The 21688-nt window shown below is 42.4% G+C and carries 21 protein-coding genes; 11 read left to right on the top strand and 10 right to left on the bottom strand.

Annotated features, from left to right (window positions below; translation table 11 throughout):
• Nucleotides 1-113: 113 nt before the first annotated feature.
• Complete coding sequence (locus HGG78_RS11910) at nucleotides 114-1661, bottom strand: DUF3360 family protein (protein WP_053310077.1); 1548 nt, start codon at nucleotides 1659-1661, stop codon at nucleotides 114-116.
• A 613-nt stretch (nucleotides 1662-2274) separates the two neighbouring features.
• Here HGG78_RS11910 and HGG78_RS11915 point away from each other — a divergent pair.
• The 4 genes from HGG78_RS11915 to HGG78_RS11930 all read left to right on the top strand — a co-directional run bounded on the left by HGG78_RS11915 (nucleotide 2275) and on the right by HGG78_RS11930 (nucleotide 5435).
• A complete protein-coding gene (locus tag HGG78_RS11915; RefSeq protein WP_053310076.1) occupies nucleotides 2275-3045 on the top strand; it encodes an ABC transporter ATP-binding protein in 771 nt (256 codons plus the stop codon).
• 101 nt (nucleotides 3046-3146) lie between these two features.
• Complete coding sequence (locus HGG78_RS11920) at nucleotides 3147-3923, top strand: ABC transporter substrate-binding protein (protein ID WP_168522643.1); 777 nt, start codon at nucleotides 3147-3149, stop codon at nucleotides 3921-3923.
• A gap of 91 nt (nucleotides 3924-4014) precedes the next feature.
• Nucleotides 4015-4755 carry an ABC transporter permease gene (locus HGG78_RS11925; RefSeq protein ID WP_053310074.1) on the top strand — a complete coding sequence of 247 codons (741 nt, stop codon included), beginning with the start codon at nucleotides 4015-4017 and terminating at the stop codon, nucleotides 4753-4755.
• A gap of 2 nt (nucleotides 4756-4757) precedes the next feature.
• Nucleotides 4758-5435: an ABC transporter permease gene (locus tag HGG78_RS11930; RefSeq protein ID WP_053310073.1), complete on the top strand. Its 678-nt coding sequence runs from the start codon at nucleotides 4758-4760 to the stop codon at nucleotides 5433-5435.
• 52 nt (nucleotides 5436-5487) lie between these two features.
• On the opposite strand, the gene xthA is transcribed toward HGG78_RS11930, so the two are convergent.
• Complete coding sequence (xthA, locus tag HGG78_RS11935; RefSeq protein ID WP_053310072.1) at nucleotides 5488-6294, bottom strand: exodeoxyribonuclease III; 807 nt, start codon at nucleotides 6292-6294, stop codon at nucleotides 5488-5490.
• Between the two features lie 226 nt (nucleotides 6295-6520).
• Between xthA and HGG78_RS11940 the strand changes: the two genes are divergently transcribed.
• Complete coding sequence (locus HGG78_RS11940; RefSeq protein ID WP_172533002.1) at nucleotides 6521-8638, top strand: methyl-accepting chemotaxis protein; 2118 nt, start codon at nucleotides 6521-6523, stop codon at nucleotides 8636-8638.
• A 40-nt stretch (nucleotides 8639-8678) separates the two neighbouring features.
• Here the strand turns inward: HGG78_RS11940 and rsmS are convergent, their stop codons facing one another.
• From rsmS to dinG, 4 genes are read right to left on the bottom strand one after another with little or no spacing between them, the layout of a single operon-like run.
• Nucleotides 8679-8837 (bottom strand): pleiotropic regulatory protein RsmS, encoded by a 159-nt coding sequence (gene rsmS / locus HGG78_RS11945; RefSeq protein ID WP_053310070.1) that lies wholly within the window; start codon nucleotides 8835-8837, stop codon nucleotides 8679-8681.
• A 1-nt stretch (nucleotide 8838) separates the two neighbouring features.
• Nucleotides 8839-9387, bottom strand: a complete 549-nt coding sequence (locus HGG78_RS11950; RefSeq protein ID WP_053310069.1) for a primosomal replication protein — start codon at nucleotides 9385-9387, stop codon at nucleotides 8839-8841.
• Nucleotides 9384-10163, bottom strand: coding sequence for a sulfite exporter TauE/SafE family protein (locus HGG78_RS11955; protein WP_053310068.1), 780 nt, complete (start codon nucleotides 10161-10163; stop codon nucleotides 9384-9386). Before HGG78_RS11955 ends, HGG78_RS11950 begins: the two co-directional genes overlap by 4 nt.
• 54 nt (nucleotides 10164-10217) lie before the next feature.
• Nucleotides 10218-12293 (bottom strand): ATP-dependent DNA helicase DinG, encoded by a 2076-nt coding sequence (gene dinG / locus HGG78_RS11960; protein WP_216835562.1) that lies wholly within the window; start codon nucleotides 12291-12293, stop codon nucleotides 10218-10220.
• A gap of 515 nt (nucleotides 12294-12808) precedes the next feature.
• On the opposite strand from dinG, the gene HGG78_RS11965 reads away from it, so the two are divergent.
• Nucleotides 12809-13813, top strand: coding sequence for a porin (locus tag HGG78_RS11965; protein WP_172533004.1), 1005 nt, complete (start codon nucleotides 12809-12811; stop codon nucleotides 13811-13813).
• Nucleotides 13814-13899: 86 nt separating this feature from the next.
• Nucleotides 13900-14499 (top strand): DUF2057 family protein, encoded by a 600-nt coding sequence (locus tag HGG78_RS11970; RefSeq protein WP_172533005.1) that lies wholly within the window; start codon nucleotides 13900-13902, stop codon nucleotides 14497-14499.
• A 50-nt stretch (nucleotides 14500-14549) separates the two neighbouring features.
• Here HGG78_RS11970 and HGG78_RS11975 read toward each other — a convergent pair whose 3' ends face one another.
• From HGG78_RS11975 to HGG78_RS11990, 4 genes are all read right to left on the bottom strand, one after another.
• Nucleotides 14550-15017 (bottom strand): YchJ family metal-binding protein, encoded by a 468-nt coding sequence (locus HGG78_RS11975; RefSeq protein WP_172533006.1) that lies wholly within the window; start codon nucleotides 15015-15017, stop codon nucleotides 14550-14552.
• A 95-nt stretch (nucleotides 15018-15112) separates the two neighbouring features.
• A complete protein-coding gene (locus HGG78_RS11980) occupies nucleotides 15113-16327 on the bottom strand; it encodes an EAL and HDOD domain-containing protein (protein WP_053310064.1) in 1215 nt (404 codons plus the stop codon).
• A gap of 101 nt (nucleotides 16328-16428) precedes the next feature.
• A complete protein-coding gene (gene lpxH, locus HGG78_RS11985; protein ID WP_053310063.1) occupies nucleotides 16429-17163 on the bottom strand; it encodes a UDP-2,3-diacylglucosamine diphosphatase in 735 nt (244 codons plus the stop codon).
• 37 nt (nucleotides 17164-17200) lie between these two features.
• Complete coding sequence (locus HGG78_RS11990) at nucleotides 17201-17695, bottom strand: peptidylprolyl isomerase (RefSeq protein WP_053310062.1); 495 nt, start codon at nucleotides 17693-17695, stop codon at nucleotides 17201-17203.
• A gap of 179 nt (nucleotides 17696-17874) precedes the next feature.
• On the opposite strand from HGG78_RS11990, the gene cysS reads away from it, so the two are divergent.
• The 4 genes from cysS to ruvB all read left to right on the top strand — a co-directional run bounded on the left by cysS (nucleotide 17875) and on the right by ruvB (nucleotide 21597).
• Nucleotides 17875-19257, top strand: coding sequence for a cysteine--tRNA ligase (gene cysS, locus HGG78_RS11995; protein ID WP_053310061.1), 1383 nt, complete (start codon nucleotides 17875-17877; stop codon nucleotides 19255-19257).
• A 99-nt stretch (nucleotides 19258-19356) separates the two neighbouring features.
• Nucleotides 19357-19878, top strand: a complete 522-nt coding sequence (gene ruvC / locus HGG78_RS12000) for a crossover junction endodeoxyribonuclease RuvC (protein WP_053310060.1) — start codon at nucleotides 19357-19359, stop codon at nucleotides 19876-19878.
• 97 nt (nucleotides 19879-19975) lie between these two features.
• Nucleotides 19976-20596 (top strand): Holliday junction branch migration protein RuvA, encoded by a 621-nt coding sequence (gene ruvA / locus HGG78_RS12005; RefSeq protein WP_053310059.1) that lies wholly within the window; start codon nucleotides 19976-19978, stop codon nucleotides 20594-20596.
• A complete protein-coding gene (gene ruvB, locus HGG78_RS12010) occupies nucleotides 20593-21597 on the top strand; it encodes a Holliday junction branch migration DNA helicase RuvB (RefSeq protein WP_053310058.1) in 1005 nt (334 codons plus the stop codon). The genes ruvA and ruvB overlap by 4 nt, the downstream gene beginning before the upstream one ends.
• Nucleotides 21598-21688 lie beyond the last annotated feature (91 nt).

Consider the following 21688-nt stretch of genomic DNA (forward strand, 5'->3'; position numbering starts at 1 on the left):
TGAGCAGTTCAGAATGTGTTTTTTTGAGAGCAAAAGTCAGCATACGAGGTTCGCCTTAGTCTCGTTGGCTCGGAGATGTGGATAAGAGACCGACCCAAATCTGTATTAGTTCATTATAGCCAAGCTTTCAGACCATATTGACTTTCTAACATACCGACAGCAAGCATAGCAACCAAGCAGATGATAAACACCCCGACAGGGATGATAATTTTATCGGCAAACGATAGTCGAGATGCACGCTCTTTATCACCGATAAGGCCGTTGTTATCTAGGAACATTGTTAATGCCCAAGCCAGCACAGGGTTGGTAACAATAGAAGCAAAGATACAGATACCAGCCGCCTGTGAATCTTTTGTGTCACGAACCATTTGCATACCGGCTTCTAGAAGCGGTAGAGATACACCCACTAAAAGTGCAACACGCATTACTGGTGGCCATACCGCAACATCCATAGGGAAGCCAAGTACCGCAACAATGATACATAATGAACCGAGCAAAATTGCTCCCGCTGGGATAGGACGTTTAGCAATCGCAGCAGGGATCATGTAAGTACCCCAAGAAGAAGTGATGTTACCACCACCAACCGCAGTACCAACCATTTGACGTACAGAACACATAGTCATTGTGTCATCAACGTCCATTAATACTTTTTCAGTCTTTTTCGGGTAGTTAAGTTCTTGGAAAATACGGTGACCTAAGAAATCTGGTGACCACATTGCTACGGCTAAAATCGCAAAAGGAAGAGAAGCAATGAAGTGCTCAAGGTTTGGCAAACCTAGCATCCAACCTTCAGAAGTTGAACCCCACCAGTACACAGGATTTAGATTTGGTAGGCCCATTTGAGTTTCAAATTTGATATCGAAGCCTGCGCCAAGTACTAAAGCGATAGCCAGACCAGTGAACGCACAAACAGGAATTGCTAACCAACGTTTGTTAACTTTTGCTAGGTATGCGTAAATACCAACGGTTATACCGAGAACGATAAGACCAACGTAACCCATGCTGCCAGCTGCGACATCCGCAGATTGCAGACCTGTAGCCCAATCTTGGATAGAGCTAATTTGGCTCATGGTACCAGTTAAACCAAGGAATATCAGCAAGCCACCCGCTGTACCTTCCGAGGTAAGGTTGACTAGTTTTGAACCCCCTTTCAGAAAGCTCAGAATCAAGCCGAAAACACCGATCAAAATCGCTAGAGCAAGTGGGTGAGCACCCGCCAATGCAATCGTACCGATGAGTGGGATCATTGGACCGTGGTTACCGGCAAGGTTTGCGCGTGGATTTAAGAAACCAGAAGAAATGATACAGAAAAGGAGTGCTGGAATAAGCATTTCCACACGAGCGACTTCAATAGCAAACTCTTTGCCAAGGTTTACGTGGTCCCATGCCTCGGTTAGGCCTTGAGCCCAAGACATCATTACTGCTGAGTACATCGCGATAATGCCGATGGTACCTGCAAGCGCAGGAACAAGATCTTCGAGTTCAAAACGGAAATCACGACCAGGAAGGTTTAGACCAAAGCGGCGTGGTTTCATGATTTGCAGTTCATGATCTAAATAATCTGAACGGCTTGCAAACTCAGATGCTGGTCGGTGTAGCTCACGATAGCTTTTGCTCTCGATATCCGAATCAGAGTGAGTATTTTTCACTGCGTCTGACATAGATTCCTCATATTTTAAAAAGTTAGTAATTCGTAATGAATCGCTAGTAATCCGCACGTTGCGGTAACGCTTTAATTGAATATGCTGCACATTTTGTACGTGCTTGAACAGTATCAACTAAAAAAGAAAATTTGGTCATTTTTATGGCCTTATCTTTGTTGGCGAGTTTAACGTGCTTAATCTACAGCGTGATTGATCTTGATCACTTTACGAATAATTGTGAAAGAAAACTACGTCAACCCAATAAAATCGGGCGCTTAGCACAAAAAACCATGAAAGATTTTTTCAGATTGTGATGTTGTATAAATTAATAGTCATGGCATTTTGTCACAAAATTTTATGTGTCTATATGTATGATTTATAAATAGAGAGAATGCTTTTCTTTACAGCTTTGTTAATAAAATACATTGCCCGTTAACTCTTTGTTGTGCCATTTATATGCGTCATATAAAGAAGTATTGGCTAAAATGTGAATATATAGTCACATAATATAACTAAATATCCCTTATTTGCAGGTTAATAATTTGTTGCATGTTTCTGGTGTGAATGCTAGTTTGTATCGAAAACAAGAGTTGGAATACTCTAGCAGTGGAAAATACAGGGAGTTAAGCGCATGAATGATGTACCCGCGCTGAATATTAAAGAACTGCACAAAACTTTTGGGCAAAACGAAGTACTTAAAGGCATATCACTAGAAGCGCATAAAGGCGATGTTATTTCGATAATTGGTTCTTCAGGTTCCGGTAAGAGTACCTTTCTCCGATGCATCAACTTACTCGAGACACCAACGTCTGGAGAAATTTGGGTGGATGGTGAACTCATTCAGATGAAGAAAAATCGTCAAGGAGAATCTTCTCCAGCTAATGAAAAGCAAGTACAGCGAATTCGTTCTCGCTTAGCGATGGTTTTTCAAGGATTCAACCTTTGGTCTCATATGACAGTTTTAGAAAATGTCATTGAAGCACCTGTCCATGTCCTTGGTGTGCCTAAAGCTCAAGCTTTAGAAAATGCAGAGTTACTACTCAAAAAAGTAGGCTTGTATGAGCGCAAAGACTATTATCCAGGACACTTATCAGGTGGTCAGCAGCAACGTGCGGCAATTGCAAGAGCACTTGCTGTTGAGCCAGAAGTTATGCTGTTTGACGAACCAACATCAGCCTTAGATCCTGAACTGGTCGGTGAGGTATTAGGGGTTATGAGAGACTTGGCAGAAGAAGGCCGTACTATGTTGGTTGTTACGCATGAAATGGCTTTCGCACGTGATGTCTCCAACCATGTGATGTTCCTACACCAAGGACGAGTTGAAGAACAGGGTAACCCGGCAAAATTGTTCACGGCTCCTGAGTCTGAAAGACTCAAGCAATTTATTTCTTCAATCTATTAGTTGGTATGGTCACTTTTGTGGCTGTTACTTTTACCGCCACAATTAATTAAAGCAACACAACATTATCAAAAAAGTAATATTTCAATCACAGGAGTATGGAAATGAAAAAGTGGTTATTAGTTGCAGCTGTTGCTGCTAGCGCAATGACGGGTATGGCTCAAGCGAAAGAATGGAAAACGGTTCGCTTTGGTATCGAGGGTGCTTATCCTCCATTTAGTTGGACTGAAGCAGACGGCTCTTTGAAAGGGTTTGATGTAGATATGGCCAATGCTTTATGTCAAGAGATGCAAGTCGAATGTAAGATTGTGCCACAAGATTGGGATGGGATTATTCCGTCACTACTTGCTCGTAAATACGATGCTATCATTGCGGCAATGTCCATTACTGAAGAGCGTAAGAAAAAGGTCGATTTTACTGGTAAATACGCGCAAATCCCTAACAAGTTTATTGCGAAGAAAGGTGCAAACCTCGACTTTTCTAAAGAAGGTTTAAAAGGCGTTAAAATTGGTGTGCAACGTGCAACTACACACGATAAATATCTAACAGATAACTACGGCGATGCGGTTGAAATTGTTCGTTATGGTTCATTTGATGAAGCCTACCTTGACCTAGCTAACGGCCGTATTGCAGCTGTATTGGGTGATGCTTCTGCATTAGAAGAAGGCGTGATCAATAAAGCGGGTGGCGAGGCGTATGAATTTGTTGGCCCATCACTCACTGACGCTAAGTGGTTTGGTGATGGAATGGGTATTGCGGTTCGTAAACAAGACAAAGAATTGACCAAAAAACTTGATGCGGCAATCCAATCTTTACGTGACAAAGGCGTTTACAGCACAATTGCAGCTAAATACTTTAACTATGATGTTTATGGTGAATAAGCGATAGCTTTTTCTTCACCAATTCCTAGCTGCTGGCGCCTAGTTCCAGAAGTACCCAGCAGCTAGATTCCTCAGGGACTAGGAACGAATTATGTTGGATTTACAAGGATATGAAGCCTCGATATTTAAAGGGGCGGTATTAACCATAGAAGTGGCCGTTCTATCTTTGATATTGGCAGTGATACTTGGCATGCTCGGAGCGTTGGCAAAGCTTGCACCATATCGTTGGGCAAGGGCGATCGCGACTCTGTATACGACGATTATTCGTGGTATCCCCGACCTCGTATTGATGATGCTTATTTTCTTTGGTGGTCAAATTCTGTTGAATAATAGTCTTTATTCAATTAACGAGTGGTTAAACAATTGGTTTATGGCAAGCGATCCAAGCCATGAATGGACTTCTTACCTACCAGACTACATTGATGTCAGCCCGTTCGTCGCAGGGATACTGACAATCGGTTTTATTTTCGGTGCCTATATGGCTGAAACCTTCCGCGGTGCAATTATGGCGGTTGATAAAGGCGAATTAGAAGCAGCTAAAGCGTATGGTATGAGTTCTATTTTGGCATTTAGACGCATTTTGCTACCTCAAATGGTCCGCCACGCCTTGCCAGGGTTTGGTAACAACTGGTTAGTTCTGCTGAAAACGACGGCGCTTGTTTCCATTATTGGATTGGAAGATATGGTCCGGGTCAGTTCATTAGCCGCTGGTTCGACGAAAATGCCGTTCACTTTTTATATGGCCGTCTCAGTGATATTCCTTTTCTTTACCAGTGTATCAACCGGCCTACTCAAACTGGTTGAACGCAAGTTCAGCATTCACACGAGGTAAATATGGACTTTTCCCTTATTACTCAAAGTCTGCCTATCTATTTTAGTGGGTTGTGGACAACGGTTTGGCTGGTAGCATTGTCATTGATTATTGGTTTGAGTGTGGCCATACCATTAGCCGTGGCTAGAAACAGCCATAATTACTTTATTAGTATGCCTGCTTGGGCTTATACCTACTTTTTCCGTGGAACACCTTTATTGGTTCAGCTTTATCTCATCTATTACGGCATGGATCAGTTCTTCCCAGTGAAGGATACCCTGTGGGAAAATGCATGGTTCTGTGCACTGGTGGCATTTATATTAAATACATCAGCTTATACCGCAGAAATTATCCGCGGTGCGATTAACGGTTTACCTAAAGGTGAAGTGGAAGCGGCAAAAGCATATGGCATGAGCACCTGGAAAACGTACCGTCGAATCATTTTACCTAGTGCACTGCGCCGTGCTTTACCCGCCTACAGTAATGAAGTGGTATTCATGCTACATGGTTCTGCGGTCGCAGGTATTGTGACCATCATGGATTTGACCGGTGCTGCACGTTTAGTCAATTCGCGCTACTACGCGCCTTTTGAATCATTTCTTACGGCGGGGCTGTTTTATATGGGCCTCACGTTTATTATTTTGTTTTGTTTCAAGCAGGCAGAAAAACGCTTTTTGGCATATTTAAGACCGCTCAGTTAATTAAGGTTTAATGAATGAAAAAGAGCGCTTCGAGCGCTCTTCTGATGATGATTTAGGAAAAAGTAGACCAGATAGGGGCGTGGTCAGACGGTTTTTCAATGCCCCTTAGCTCGTAATCAATGCCGGACTCTTGGCATTTGGCTGCTAAGCTCGAGGTGGCAAGAATCACATCGATACGCAGACCTCTATTATCATCAAAACCTCGAGAACGGTAATCAAACCATGAGAATTGGTCGTTAGTTTCTGGGTGCAATTGACGGAAGGTATCAATCAACCCCCAGTCTTTAAGTGTTTTTAACCATTCGCGCTCTTCCGGTTGAAAAGAACATTTGCCAGTTTTCAACCAACGCTTACGGTTTGGTTCACCAATACCTATGTCTAAATCAATAGGGCTGATATTAATATCGCCCATCACAATGATTTGCTCACTTGGAGAGTGATATTCCGTCAAATAACCCATTAAGTCTTGGTAAAACTGGCGCTTGTATGGGTATTTAGTTTCATGGGCAATATTGTCGCCTTGTGGGAAATAGCCGTTTAATATCGTTACTTTTTCACCTGAATTATCTTCAAATGTCGCGATGATCATTCGTTTTTGATGGTCTTCATTATCGGTAGGAAAACCTTTTTGAACAGAAATTGGCTGCTTTTTGCATAGCATAGCAACACCATAGTGCGCCTTCTGACCATGAAAATAAACGTGGTAGCCCATCGCTTCGACATCTTCAATTGGAAAGGCTTCATCATGAACTTTGATCTCTTGGAGACCAATAACATCAGGTTGATGTTTATCGATGATAGCTTGTAGCTGATGCAAGCGTGCTCTCAACCCATTGATGTTAAAACTAATGACTTTCATTGCTGATCCTTTCGTTGGTCTGTTAAAGAAGATGTTACCATTTAGAAACGTGAGGACAAGATGAAAACCTAGTAAACAGTGCATATGGTAAACAGGTAAGCGGCTCCTGAGTTTTCTGTTAACATTTTTATAAACTTACGATTGATCTCTTGGGTGAATATGGTCTAATTTAGTTGAATCATTCATTCTTTAAAAAATTAAGCTGACGCAAACATAGGGATGTTGTATGCGAACACTATCGGTTCAGTGGAAAATTACACTTTTGGCAGGCTTTTGCTTGTTGATCACTTCACTATCACTCATTGGTTTCTCGGTTTATAACGCCGTTAATAACCAGCATATTATTAAGCAGCAAAGTTCCGACTCAGTAACCATTAAGTCACAACAACTGTTGCAAACACGAGCATTACTCAATGCAACCGAAGTGTCGGAATACCTAAATGAGGCGATGTTTAGAGCAGAAATGCTGGCAGCGAATGCCCTGTTTTTTAAAACCAATACCGAAGAGAACTTTGGTGAAAGTGAAGTGCTACGTACGGCACTTGATGAAATGGTGCGCAAGTCAGTTGTGGGTTTTTCAAGTATTCAAGGAGCTTACCTTGTATTTAAGCCCGATATGCTCGACGGGGAAGATGCAAACTATGAAAATGCTGCCTATGTAGGTTCAAATGAAATTGGTCGGTTTGCAGCCTATTGGCTAACGGCAGCTAATGGTGAAAATGTTGTTGCCAATGTATTAAGTGAACAAGCGTTAAAAGATGTGAAAGAGAGCGAACGATTTGCTTGTCCATTATCTAATGCCGAAACCTGCATTTCCTCGCCAAGAATGATTCAAAATGACGATGGTTCCTTTCTCTCTTCTTCAATATCTGTGCCTATTTTGATCGACGGCTTGCCGATAGGGTTTTTTGGTATTGACCTAACACTCACTCCATTAGTTGATATTGCTTTAGGTTCTGATCGCAGCCTTTTCGAAGGTAGCGGCAAAGTATTCATTACCAGTGCAGAAGGCTTGTTGATCGCGAGCGACGATTCATCGCTCACATTAGGTAAACCATTATCTAGCGCTGTTTTGACGGCTCGGGAAATGCAAGAGTTTCGCGCTAGCCAAAAGGTACAAGCGAAATGGAGTGACGATGGTCAATGGCTAACTGTTTTTGCTCCAATTAATGTTGCTAACCAAACGTGGGGAGTGATATTTGAAATGCCTAAAGCGAGTGTATTGGCAGATGCGAGTCAACTCGATCAAATCATTACTCAGCAAGTAGAGAGGGGCGTCCAAACTGAACTGCTGGTGGGTACTATTTTAGTGTTACTTGGTTTAGGTGTTATTGCGTTAAGTGCCGCTAAAATCGTACAACCAATTAGAGAAGTAGCATTACGTTTACAAGATATTGGTTCAGGAGAAGGGGATTTAACTCAACGTCTTGTGGTGACGTCACAAGATGAAATTGGCCAACTGGCAAATGGGTTTAATCAATTCTTAGATAAATTGCAGTCGATCATTCAACAAGTGATCGAAACGGCTAATCAAGTGGCTCAAACGACAGATCAAGCACGCAACGCAGCTGTACAAACACGCAGTAGTAGCGAGTCTCAGTTTAAAGAGATGGATTTAGTCGCTACCGCCTCTGAAGAGATGACGCAAACGGCCAGTCTTGTGGTGCAAAATGCTGAAGCTGCGGTTAATGCGGCTTCTCAAGCCAATAATTCAGCATTGGTTGGTCAGGAGGTGATTCGCGCCTCTGAAGCTGAAATGCATAAGCTTGTGGTACGGATGAGCGATGCGGTTCCGGTCGTAGAAGAACTCGCACGCAACAATGCCAATATCACCGAAATTTTAACGGTCATTGAAGGTATTTCAGAGCAAACCAACTTGCTCGCTTTAAACGCGGCAATTGAAGCGGCTCGCGCTGGAGATCAGGGACGAGGTTTTGCAGTGGTTGCTGATGAAGTACGTAACTTAGCGCAACGTACTCAAGATTCGGTCGGAGAGATCCGCCAAGTTATCGAAAAGGTGCAGCAAGGCACGAAAGGGGTCGTCGAGGTTATCCAGCAAGGTAATGAATTGGCAAATGGTACGGCTGATCAAGTGCAGAAAGCGGTTGCCGAGTTAAGTACAGTTTTTGAGTCAATCTCTGCCATTAATGACATGAACAGCCAGATAGTGAAAGCGGCTGAAGAGCAGCAAGCGGTGTCAGGTGAGGTTAACCAAAACTTATCGAATATTCGTGATTTAAGTGCGCAAATACTCGAAAGAGCCGGTGAGTCAGAATCGGTCGGCTCTCAGATCAGTGCGCTTTCTGCTAAGCAGCAGCAATTGGTTGGGCAATTCAAAGTTTAGCGTTAAGCACATTAAGCTAAAAGGAGCGAGTTCTCGCTCCTCAATTTTTATTTGCTTCAATCTTACGCAATAAATCTTGTTGTACGATTTGCATGGCAGCTAGTGCTATCTCTGGCGCGATTTCATTGCTTTCAAGCAAATAAATGAGGTCAACGGCGAGCTTAACCTCTGCGGGTGCGGTGTCTAAAGCTGAGTCCATGTTATTGGTTTTTCTCTCTGAAGGTGATTTGTTTTTCAATTTTTGCTTTTGCTTCTTGGCAGCGTTTAAGTCGTTGCTCGGCGGTTATCAATGCCTGTTGTGCTTGTTGCTGATTAAAGGCAGAGGTTTGTCGCAAACTAAGTTCTTTATCTCTGACCATATCCATCAAACGTCGCTCCCACTCTTGGTGCTGTGCAAGCTCTTGATATAAGGCATTAATTGGTTTTCGGTAGTAGCTACTATGTTTGGGTTCGCTTTTTCTAATTGATAGGGTAGAGATTTCTCTTTGTATCGCTGAAATTTGGGCCAGTAAACGTTCGGTCAGGTATTCGGCGCGTTGGCTTGTTAAACGATTCGTTTCTTGCTCGCGCATGATGGAATCATAAGTCGACTGTGTTTCCAGCACACAAGGTACTAATAAATGAGCTTTGCAACGAAACAGTCGCTCATCGAATAAAACGTGGTGATGTTCACCGCGAGAACGGTCAACTTGCGCAGCCTGCTGTTTAAGCTCATCGATTAAGGTCTTAAGCTTTGAAAAATGATTCATAAGGTGACAAACCATGCGTCATAGGCGAGTTTAAGCGCGAGAACACTGACCACGCTAACAAATACAGGGCGAATAAATTTAGCCCCAAAGCGAATGGCGGAATGTGCGCCAACAAATGCTCCAGCCATTAAGCAAACCCCCATGGTTAGGCCTAAAACCCAATCGATATGGCCCAATATAGCAAAAGTCACCAATGAGGTAAGGTTACTGGTGAAATTCATCGCCTTTGCCAACCCAGAAGCAAGTAATATATTCAGTCGATACAAAGCCATTGAACTAACGGTCCAGAATGCCCCCGTCCCGGGGCCGGCAAGGCCGTCATAAAACCCTAGTGTTAAGCCTTGAATATATTGTTTCTTATGTAAAGTCGGGCAAGGTTGCGGGCTGACATTTTGCTTCGCATCTGGCGTTTTATGCCAAATCGTATAAACCGCTGCCGCCAAGATAATCAGTGGTAGCACTTTTTGTAGCCAATCAGTACTAATGGCATCAACCGCAAAGGTGCCAATAACCGCGCCAATAAATGTCGCCACAAAGGCTCGTAGCCAGCAGCGAGGTTGGAATAGTTTTTTGCGGTAGTAGGTGAAAGCTGCGGTCGATGAAGCAAAGGTAGCAGCTAGCTTATTAGTACCCAATGCAATGTGTGGTGGTAGACCAATAGACAGCAATGCAGGTACGGTTAGCATGCCGCCCCCGCCTGCGACAGCATCAATAAACCCCGCCACAAAGGCGACGAGTGCTAATACAACCAACATGGTTGGTTCAACAAGTTCCATGAATAAAATAGGCCCTAAGTTATTGGATGAAAAGGCGCAACCTTGAAGCCTTAATTAATATTCGATATTTCGTTTAAAGGGTGGCAAAGAGTCGAGTAGTGACTTGCCATAGCGTTTGGACACAATGCGTCGGTCAAGGATGACGACTCTACCAGAATCTCTTTCTTTACGCAGCAATCTACCCACTGCTTGAATCAGCTTTTTGCTAGCCTCTGGCACGGTAATTTGCATAAAAGAGTTTCCTCCCCGTTTTTCAATATATTCTGCATGCGCTTGCTCGACGGGGGAAGTCGGAACCGCAAAAGGTATTTTAGTGATCACCAAGTTTTCTAACAGCTCTCCCGGTAAGTCCAAACCTTCCGAAAAGCTACTCGTTCCAAATAACACACTTGTTTTTGCGCACTGCACTAGCATTTTATGTTTATTTAGAATTTCTGAGCGCGATGAATCGCCTTGTATTTGTAAGGCCCAACCTTTTTTTACAAAATCGGCTGCCAGTTTTTCTGCTACTTCACGCATTTGCCAATAAGAGGCAAACAATACCAAGTTAGCTTTACCATCGGTAATAAATTCCGGTAAACGTTCGACAAGATAATCAGTAAATTCTTTGGCTTGAGGTTCGACACGCATAGTAGGGATCAACAACTCAGCTTGACCTTGGTAGTCAAAAGGAGAAGCTAAGGCCAAAAAGCGTGTGCCGTCTTCAGCTTTTTCGCTGATCCCCGCTTGTATGCAGAAGTAGCTAAATGAATTGAGTGCTCGCATCGTCGCTGAGACTAAAATAGCGCCTATGCAACGGCTCCAAATTTGTTTATCCAGTTGCCAACCTATTTCAAGGGGCGAAACACTAACAACAAAGTCACCGTCCCGTTCTGGGTGTAGTTCTAGCCAGCGAGCTAAGGGGGCTCCTTTTTCTCGTTGAGGTTCAGCCATTAATGCCCAAACTTGTGCCAAGTTATCTAATCTTTGACTATAAAAACCGAGTTCGGTCAATGCTGGCTCGGCAATTCTGGCGGCCAGTTCGCCTTCCTTTACGCGCTCTCCAATAAGGTCCGCTATTTTTGCTAGTGACTGATTCGCTTTTTGTGAGAGCTTTTTTAGATCTTTTGATTCGGTTTCAAGCCATTGTGGAAGTTCACCGTGCTCGAATCGATAGCGTTTTTCTACAAATTGTTCAGGAACAAACTGTTTCGCCAGTTGGTTTAAGCTTGGGATCAACTGCTGAATGGATTCTTGTAGCTCGTTTCTAAAACGAGCTACTCGTCTTTCTTCTGCTAAATTAGCAAACTTGGTGACCGACTGGTTGAGCTTTTCCAACCAACTTGCCGCCCCTTTTAAACTGGCCGATGCCGATGCATGGTCACGGGCCACGTGAGGTAGGTGATGCGCTTCATCAAAAATATAAATAGTATTTTCAGGCTCGGGCAGAATAACGCCACCTCCTAGATCAGCATCAGCCATCACTAAACTGTGGTTTGCGATGATGACATCAGCTTTGTCGAGCTCTGAGCGGGCTTTTTGAAAAGGGCAATCCCTGTGACCTGGGAAACTACCATTACAACTATGCTTATCGCTAACAATTAAACGCCACAGTTCATCTTTTATCGCCTTTGGCCATGAATCTCTATCGCCATCCCATTTACCTTTGGTCAATCTATCGTACAAAGTGGCTAAAAGGTCGATATCTTTTTTCTGCGGTTTGGTTTCGAAAAGCGCAATTTGGCTTTCATTTTCGCCACATGCTGCTGCCAGTTTTTCAGCGCAGCAGTACCGTTGTCGACCTTTTGCCAAAATAAAAGAAAATTCGCGGTCAGTAATACGGCGAAATAGAGGTAAGTCTTTACTAACCAACTGTTCTTGTAGTGCAACAGTTGCCGTTGAGATCACAACTTTTCTATTGTTTAACACCGCAACAGGGATAGCCGCCATTAAATAAGAGAGTGATTTGCCAATACCAGTGCCAGCCTCTGCGACCAAAATTCGATTTGATTTGTGATATGAACCACAAAGCGTTTTGGTAATTTCTGCGACGAGGAAGTTTTGGCCACGGCGAGGAATGAAATTTTCCAATTGAAATTGCAGGTTTTGATAACTGGTGCGAATGGATTGTTGGATTTTGGTAGTAAGCATAGTTGGACCTAAATTGCGGAAATCCGATGGTAGCACACTTTGCTAAAGTATACGCAGTTCACGAAATCGTATGCTTTTCAATTAAATCTAGATCTCCTTCACAAAAAAAAACTGAACCTTCAGGAACTTATATTTAATTTAGGTTGTGAAACATATAAAACTACGCCTTGGTCCATTCTGTGGTTTTTTATTCTAAATATATGGAAATCACACTGATTTACTAGTCAATAACTCTTATGTTAAATTTTTATTATCATTTATATTTTGTGATATTTAGGCTTGTAAGTCACTCGCGTTTTTATGAAAATTAAGTGTAATTCATTGTTTTTATTGTAATTTACAAAAAATTAGGTTTATTTTTTAGGATATTTGACATGCAGGATAATCTTTTGCAATCTAGCTCTCGAGATTTAATGGCGGTGATGAACTAAATTGAAATTTAGAAGTTGCCATCAAAAACAACATAAGGGAACCGGACAAGGAATTCCCATACTAAGAAAAGGCAGTGGATTATTATGAAAAAGACTCTATTAGCATTAGCAGTTATGGCTGCAGCTGGTTCAGCTCAAGCTGGTAACCTTTACGACAACGATGTAACTTCAGTAAACATCTCTGGTGAAGTTGATACAGTGCTTAAACAGCTAACGACTAAATCAGGTGGCACTAAAGTTACTGATAATGATGCTCAAGTTACAGCGTGGGCTAATGCACAGTTTGATATCGATCATAAACTTTCTGATTCAGTAACAGCTTTTGGTTCATTCGAAGTTGAAGCAGATAACGGTGAAAATGTAAAAGTTGATGACGCAAGAATCGGCTTTAAAGGCGACTTTGGTAAATTTACATTTGGTGAAACTGGAGCTGCTTATGGCATCCTAGAGAAAGCTGAGTTAACTAATGAAGGTGCTGATACTGACGTTGTTTATGATACGACTGAATCAGCTGGTCACGGAATTCGCTACGATATCACGGTCTTAGATAGTCTAGCTCTTGCGGCTGATTACCAAACAAACAAAGATGAAAATAAAGATGCTGATTGGTCTATTTCTGCTGATTACGCAGTAGCGGGCTTCACTATTGGTGCTGCATACTTCCAAGGGGATGAGTCTGCAGGGTATGATTCTACATCTGTAGGTGTTTCTGCATCTTACGAAATAGAAGGTTTCTACGTTGCCGCTACATATACAGACTACAAAGGTCAAGGTGATGTAAACGTTGAGGGTGGTGAAAGTACTGCATCGCTTGGTGATCACGATGGTAACTCTGCTGCTCTAGCTATGTCTTACTCTTGGGATGCTTACAAAGTTTATGGCGCATACCAAACCATCATGGCAGACAAAACAACATCAGGTGCTAGCATTGATGCTGACTTAGATAACTGGTACATCGGTTTCGAATACGCAGTGATGAGCAATTTAACAGCATTTGTTGAATACAATGGTGCTGAACTTTCTGGCAGTGATGTTGTTAAAAAGCAAGAAGCTGATTTTGCTGCTCTAGGTCTATACCTAACGTTCTAATCAGAATTGAAACGTCATATAATAAAACCAGCGCATTGCGCTGGTTTTTTAGTTTATAGTTAAATGTGAAAACAGGGAAAGGATAGATGAAGAAAGTACTGATGCTATTGATAACTCTTACTCCATGCTTAGTTTCAGCTGCAAATTTGAGCGTAGCTAATGGCATTGATATACATACCATTAACGGTAAAACAGTGGAAAAAATCGATGCTAGAACATATTCATTAATTGAAGGTAGTAATCAGCTTGCGGTTACCTTTTCTGGTAAATTATCGAATGGACCAAAATCTGAATATTTGAGCACAAAGCCTTATGTGCTTTTATTTGAAGTAACATCAGACGATGTTGATCTTACATTAATTAGCCGAAGATTTAAGGATGTAGAAAAGGCAATAGACAACGACATGCCTATTTTTGATATTCGTTCAAATGGTTCTGAGCTATCATCCCAACAAGAATTGTTGCCTCCTGTTAGTGATTATTTACCTTATGCAAATGTTCCGCTCTTAGTAACAGCTTATAATCAAAATAATAAAATTAGCTTTTCTAACGGTGAATTAGAAAATGTTGCTGAGCTAGCTGAAGGAAAAGATGCGACCGTGGTAGATAAATTGAAAAATTTATATCTTGAAGCGAATACCGAACAACGCAAAACGTTCCGTAAATGGATGATCGACCAAGAATAATCGACCTCAATGATTAAAACGCCACCCTCTCTAGTGTGGCGTTTTATCTTTTAAGCACAACATTTTTTAAACTTCTTACCGCTACCACACCGGCACGGGTCATTTCTGCCAATTTTGCTTTGCTGGTATTGCTCAGGAAATTGACCATCGATATAAAACCAAAGGCCGTTATGTTTGATAAAACGAGAACGTTCTTCTAAGCAAAATTGTTGGTTATCTTGCTCAAAGTAAGCTTTAAAATGGACAAACCCTTCATCAGCATGGTTGCCTGATGTCGTATCAACAACCTCTAAGCCACACCAGTTGCTATTAATCGATTGTTCGATTTCAGTGCGCTGGCGCTCTGCTTGGCAGCTAGGGTGGTAAGTTGCGATGACAAAATCGACTAAACCAAGCACATGAGCGCTGTAACGTGCGCGCATCAGTTGTTCAGGGTGAATAGGTAAGCTGTGGTTATCATGAATGGGCTTACAGCATTTTTCATAACTGGCGACATTACCGCAGTAACAGGTTGTCATTTCAATCTCTACAATTGGGTTTACACAACGCCGAAGTGTAGAGATTAACAGGTGAAGTGTCTAGGATATGCTTCGATTGAGAGCATACAACCCGATTATGCGCTGGCTGTAAATAAGTCTGCTGTCCATTTAACCGCTTCATCATAGCAAGCAGCAATATCTTCGTCGCTCAGCTTTAGCTGTTGTGCAATTTGAGTAACAGTATCCCACTGCGCGTGTTCATAAGCTTTTGTGAGGTTAAGAAGTTGACCTAACACGCCTTTTCCTTGAGTCAGCGCTAACTTGACCTCTTCTTCAATCGGCATCTCGTCCATTATACTTTCGAGTGATTGATCAAGCAGGCTATCTAGTAGTGAAAACATGCCAGTTAAAAAGCCTGCACCGGGCGCTAAGGTCAATTTAGCTTTCACTGCAACGAGCTCGCAATATCTGGCTCGTTGGATAGACAGACCATAAAGGTAGTCAGGTTTTGACTCTTGGGTAGACGCTATCGCGACTAAAGAAACAAACTTGCGTAAGCGCTGCTCACCGAGGTACACCAAAGCTTGCTTAAATGAATGTATTTTTGCGCATACCATTGCCGATGAATTAACAAAAGTTAAAAGCTTATATGACAGCGTTACATCAGTGGCGACCAAGCTTTCTATGGCCGAATAATCAAGATCTTGTTTCGCTATTTCTTTAAATAGCTGAACGACGGTCAGAAACGAGGGCTCTAATGCTTTACGCTGTAGTAATTCTGGCTTGCTAAAGAAATAGCCTTGAAAGTATTTAAAACCAGCAGACTTTGCCTGTTCAAATTCTTGGTATGTTTCTACCTTTTCAGCTAGGAACGCAATTTTAGTCGCGCCTAACTTTTTAATAAAAAGTTTCGCCTTTTCAATCGGTATTATTCGAATATCAAATTTTATAATAGAAACATAAGGCAAGAAGGGTAGCCATTCTTTGCGCGGAACAAAATCATCCAACGCAATTTGGTAACCTAAATGGGCAATTTTTTTGATCGCTTCCAGTAACTCTGCGGTTGGTTGGCAGTCTTCTAACACTTCGACAACCAAGCTACCTGCTGGAAATAGTGTCGGGACTTGATTGATAAGGCTTTGATAAGGAAAATTAACAAATCCTAGGCGATCACCGAGGGTCTCGTAATGAGTCGATAAGAAATGGTCAGATAGTAAACGGCTGGTCGCTAAATCAGGATCAATATCCGGAAATGTATTTTTTGGTCCATCCCTAAAAAGTAACTCATAACCTATGGTTTCGCGGTCACTATTTAGTATAGGCTGCCTGGCAACATACGAATATTTCAATGCAAAACTCTTTTAATTATTTGATGATTTTAACAGTAGTGATTATAGCTGAATTCCTAACTTTTAATTGCAGCGATAACACTACAAGATGTGACTAATTTCTAACTATCTGATTTAAACTGTCGGGTTTCAAGTTTGAAGCCATTATCAGCATAGACTAAGACTGAGCCTTGAGTATACCAGTCGCCAAGCACAATCCGCGTTGTTTCTTTATTTAATTGTTTTGTGTGATGAACGTCAGGTCGATGGGTGTGGCCGTGGATCATTAAATCTACATTATGCTTACGCATAACATGATCGACCTCTGAAAGCGTAACATCCATAATATCAAGCGATTTCATCTGTTTATCACTATTAATGTCAGATTGAACTTTGCCAACAATACGCATTTTTAGCGAAAAAGGTAATCGGTTGAAGATCCACTGTAACCAAGGTTGGTGTACTTTCTTGCGATACTGTTGGTATTTTATGTCTTGAGTGCACAGGGTGTCACCATGCAATACCACGGCTTTTGTGCCATACAGGTTGATAACGTGCTCTTCATCGAGAAGGATAATGCCCGTTTCTTTTGCAAAACGTTTCCCAAGTAAAAAATCGCGATTACCTTGGGTAAAATAACAAGGGATGCCTCGACCTGTAAGACGGCTAAATTCGGCTTTTATTTGATCCGCAAAAGGGGAGCCATCATCATCGCCAATCCAAAATTCGAATAGATCACCAAGCACGTACAATGCATCGGCATAAATCGCTTCTTCGCGCATAAAACGTACAAAACAGTCGGTAATATCGTGGCGAAAAGGGCTAAGGTGTAAATCAGAAATAAATAGTGTATGCATAATTAAAATTAAGGAGCGCCAAGCGCTCCTTCTACCGTTACTCTTCGATGGTCGTGCTAGTGATGAATACTTCTTCTAGCGGTACATCTTGGTGCATACCCATAGAGCCAGTGCTAACGCCTTTGATTTTATTTACGATGTCCATGCCTTCGATTACTTCGCCAAATACACAGTAACCCCAACCATCTAAGCTTTCTGAGCGGAAGTCCAAGAAGGTGTTGTTGTTCACGTTAATAAAAAATTGAGAACTTGCTGAATGCGGTTCCATGGTACGAGCCATTGCTAGTGTACCGATTTTGTTGCTCAAGCCGTTATTCGCTTCATTTTTAATCGAAGCGCGAGTTGCTTTCTCTTTAAGGCCTGAAGTCATGCCACCGCCTTGGATCATGAAACCATCGATAACACGGTGAAATAGGGTGTTATCGTAAAAACCGTCACGGCAGTACTGTAGAAAGTTTGCGCTTGTCTCTGGTGCTTTTTCTTCATTAAGTTGAATTTTAATATCACCAAAATTCGTGTGAAGGATGATCATGATGGTTACCTTATATCTATTTTTATTGAAGCACGGATTTTAACTGAACTTTCGACACATTCAAATCAACAAATCTGTTTGTTGTTGGGAATATTCGTCGAGATTAAGGATGACCTAGCTAGGAGAGAGTTGTTATACTGTGAAACTGTTTTAGTTCAAACCGTTATTAGATAGAGATCATGCTGAAAATATATAACTCACTCACAAGACAAAAAGAGGAATTTAAACCCATCAGTGCTAACAAAGTTGGCATGTATGTCTGTGGAGTCACCATATACGATCTCTGTCATATTGGTCATGGTCGTACCTTTGTTTCTTTCGATGTGGTTTCACGTTACTTGCGCTATTTAGGTTATGACTTAACATTTGTACGTAATATCACTGACATTGATGACAAGATCATCAAACGTGCGGCAGAAAATGGTGAATCTTGTGAGTCACTTACAGAGCGTTTAATCGCTGATATGCATGCCGACTTCGATGCACTGAATATGAAGCGCCCTGATGTTGAACCAAGAGCAACGGGCTACATTCAAGAGATTATTGAACTGGTTGAACGTTTGATCGAACGAGGCTTTGCTTATGTCGCAGATAATGGCGATGTAATGTTCGAAGTTAGCAAGTTTGATGAATACGGTAAGTTATCGAAACAAGATTTAGATCAGCTGCAAGCTGGTGCTCGTGTTGATGTGGAATTAGCAAAACGTAGTCCACTGGATTTTGTGTTGTGGAAAATGTCTAAACCAGGCGAGCCAACATGGCAATCGCCATGGGGAGATGGTCGTCCTGGATGGCATATTGAATGTTCTGCAATGAACTCGGCGATTTTGGGTAATCATTTTGATATTCATGGTGGTGGCTCTGACCTTCAGTTTCCGCACCACGAAAACGAGATCGCTCAATCATGCTGCGCACACGATACTACTTATGTGAACACATGGATGCACAGCGGTATGGTGATGGTTGACCGCGAGAAAATGTCTAAATCACTCGGCAATTTCTTCACCATTCGTGATGTTTTGGCTCATTATGACCCTGAAACGGTTCGTTATTTCTTGATGTCTGGCCACTACCGCAGTCAACTCAACTACAGCGAAGACAACTTGAAACAAGCGCGAGCGTCATTAGAACGCCTATATACCGCGTTAAGAGGCCTTGACCTTTCGGTCGCTGTTGCTGGTGGTGATGAGTATGTTAGCCGCTTCGCCACCGCGATGAATGATGACTTTAATACGCCTGAGGCTTATTCAGTGTTGTTCGATATGGCACGCGATATCAACAAGCTCAAAACGGAAGATCTTCATCAAGCAAGCCAACTAGGTGCATTAATGCGTGAGTTGGCTGACGTAATAGGTATTTTGCATCAAGACCCTGAGGTTTTCCTTAAAGGGGATGCCGGTGATGATGAACAAGCGGCTGAGATCGAAGCCTTGATCAAATTACGTAACGACTCTCGCGCTGCTAAAGATTGGGCAAACGCAGACTTAGCGCGCGATAAACTCAATGAGCTGGGTGTCATCCTTGAAGATGGGCCAAGTGGTACAACGTGGCGCCGTAAATAATTACGTTCGTTAATGTATTGAAAATGGGCTTAAACTTCGTAAGTTAAGCCCATTTTTATTGTTAGTAGCAGCAAGCGTTGTTTACGAAAAAAGGTATTCATGTCAATTATTTTGGGGATAGACCCAGGTTCTCGTATTACGGGTTACGGAGTGATTCAGCAGCAAGGTCGCCACTTATACTATTTAGGTAGTGGCTGTATCCGTACCTCTGAAAAACAACTTCCCGGACGTTTAAAACAAATTTATGCAGGTGTCAGTGAAATTATCACGCAGTTTCAACCTGATGTATTCGCTATTGAACAAGTCTTTATGGCAAAAAACGCAGATTCAGCGCTTAAACTAGGGCAAGCCAGAGGAAGCGCCATTGTTGCCGCGGTGAATGCCGATCTACCTGTCTATGAATATGCCGCAAGGCTTATTAAGCAAGCGGTCGTTGGTACGGGTGGGGCAGATAAATCTCAAGTCCAACACATGGTTCAACATATGCTGAAATTATCAGCAAAGCCGCAAGCGGATGCGGCCGATGCTCTTGGGGTTGCTATCTGTCATGCCAACACTAATAAAACGCTGATAGCATTAGCAGGCCAAGCAACTGGCGCTAAAAAAGGCCGTTATCGCTGATAACTCAGTGCATTCCAGGGTGGTTTTTCTACTGGCTATCCATCCAGTTATTTATTATTATCTCAGTTCATTAACCCTATTCTCAAAGGAATTTCCTGTGATTGGACGTCTTCGCGGCATTCTAATTGAAAAACAGCCCCCCGAGTTACTGATTGAAGTTGCTGGTATCGGCTATGAAGTTCAAATGCCCATGAGTTGCTTCTACGAATTGCCTCAAGTCGGTGATGAAGCGATCATCTATACTCACTTTGTCGTACGTGAAGATGCACAACTTTTGTATGGATTTAACACAGTGAAAGAACGTGCTTTATTTAGAGAAGTCATTAAAGCCAATGGCGTAGGACCCAAATTGGGTTTAGGCATACTTTCAGGCATGACGGCGAGCCAGTTTGTTGCTTGTGTTGAACGTGAAGATATATCCACATTAGTGAAATTGCCTGGGGTCGGTAAGAAAACGGCAGAACGTTTAGTTGTTGAAATGAAAGACCGTCTTAAAGGTTGGGGTGCGGGAGATCTTTTCACACCGGCAACCGATGCTGCACCAATGGATGTCCATCACCTTGAATCTGTGGCTCAAAATGCAGAAGAAGAGGCGGTTAGTGCGCTACTTTCTTTGGGATATAAGCCACAACAAGCTTCGAAGGTTGTTTCACAAGTGGCCAAGCCTGATATGACAAGTGAAGCGTTGATTAAAGAAGCCTTGAGAGCAATGGTATGATTGAAGCTGATCGCTTGATTGCTCCAAATAGCCCTATCCCAAAAGACGAAGAAATTATTGATCGCGCGATACGTCCTAAAAGACTGGCGGATTATCGTGGCCAAGACCACGTGCGTGATCAAATGGAAATTTTTATCAAAGCTGCACAATTGCGCAGTGAAGCATTAGATCACCTACTAATTTTTGGCCCTCCAGGTCTTGGTAAAACTACATTAGCTAATATTGTGGCAAACGAGATGGAAGTGAATATTCGTACTACCTCGGGTCCAGTGTTAGAGAAAGCGGGTGATTTAGCGGCTTTGTTGACCAATCTTGAAGAGAACGATGTACTATTCATTGATGAAATCCATCGCTTGAGTCCTATGGTTGAGGAAGTATTGTATCCGGCAATGGAAGACTACCAACTCGACATCATGATCGGTGAAGGCCCGGCTGCACGCTCCATAAAAATCGATCTCCCTCCTTTTACTTTGATCGGCGCGACAACGCGGGCCGGTTCACTCACTTCACCGTTGCGCGACCGTTTTGGCATTGTTCAGCGACTTGAGTACTACAACATTGCAGATTTACAACATATTGTTCAACGAAGCGCCGATTGTTTAGGGTTATCAATGGAAGCTGAGGGGGCGCTTGAAGTTGCAAGACGTGCTCGTGGAACGCCTCGTATCGCTAACCGTTTATTAAGACGTGTTCGTGACTATGCTGAAGTCAAAGGCAATGGTCACATCTGTGTCGATACGGCTGACAAAGCCCTGAATATGCTGGATGTGGATAGCCAAGGTTTTGACTATATGGATCGTAAGCTGCTTCTTGCAATCATTGATAAATTCGGTGGGGGTCCCGTAGGCCTAGATAACCTAGCCGCTGCAATCGGTGAGGAAAAAGATACGATTGAAGATGTACTTGAACCCTTTCTTATTCAGCAAGGTTATTTACAGCGGACACCGAGGGGACGCATTGCAACTGATCGCGCTTATCTACATTTCGGAATTGAGAAGTAAGTTTACAATTTTGTTTTCTTTTTATTTTCGAAGACAAAATTGTGACTTAAGTAGCATTTATCAAATCCCATATTTCTTCCAAGAGTTAATA

The sequence above is a fragment of the Vibrio aestuarianus genome (assembly GCF_012395185.1).
Classification (GTDB): Bacteria; Pseudomonadota; Gammaproteobacteria; order Enterobacterales; family Vibrionaceae; genus Vibrio; species Vibrio aestuarianus.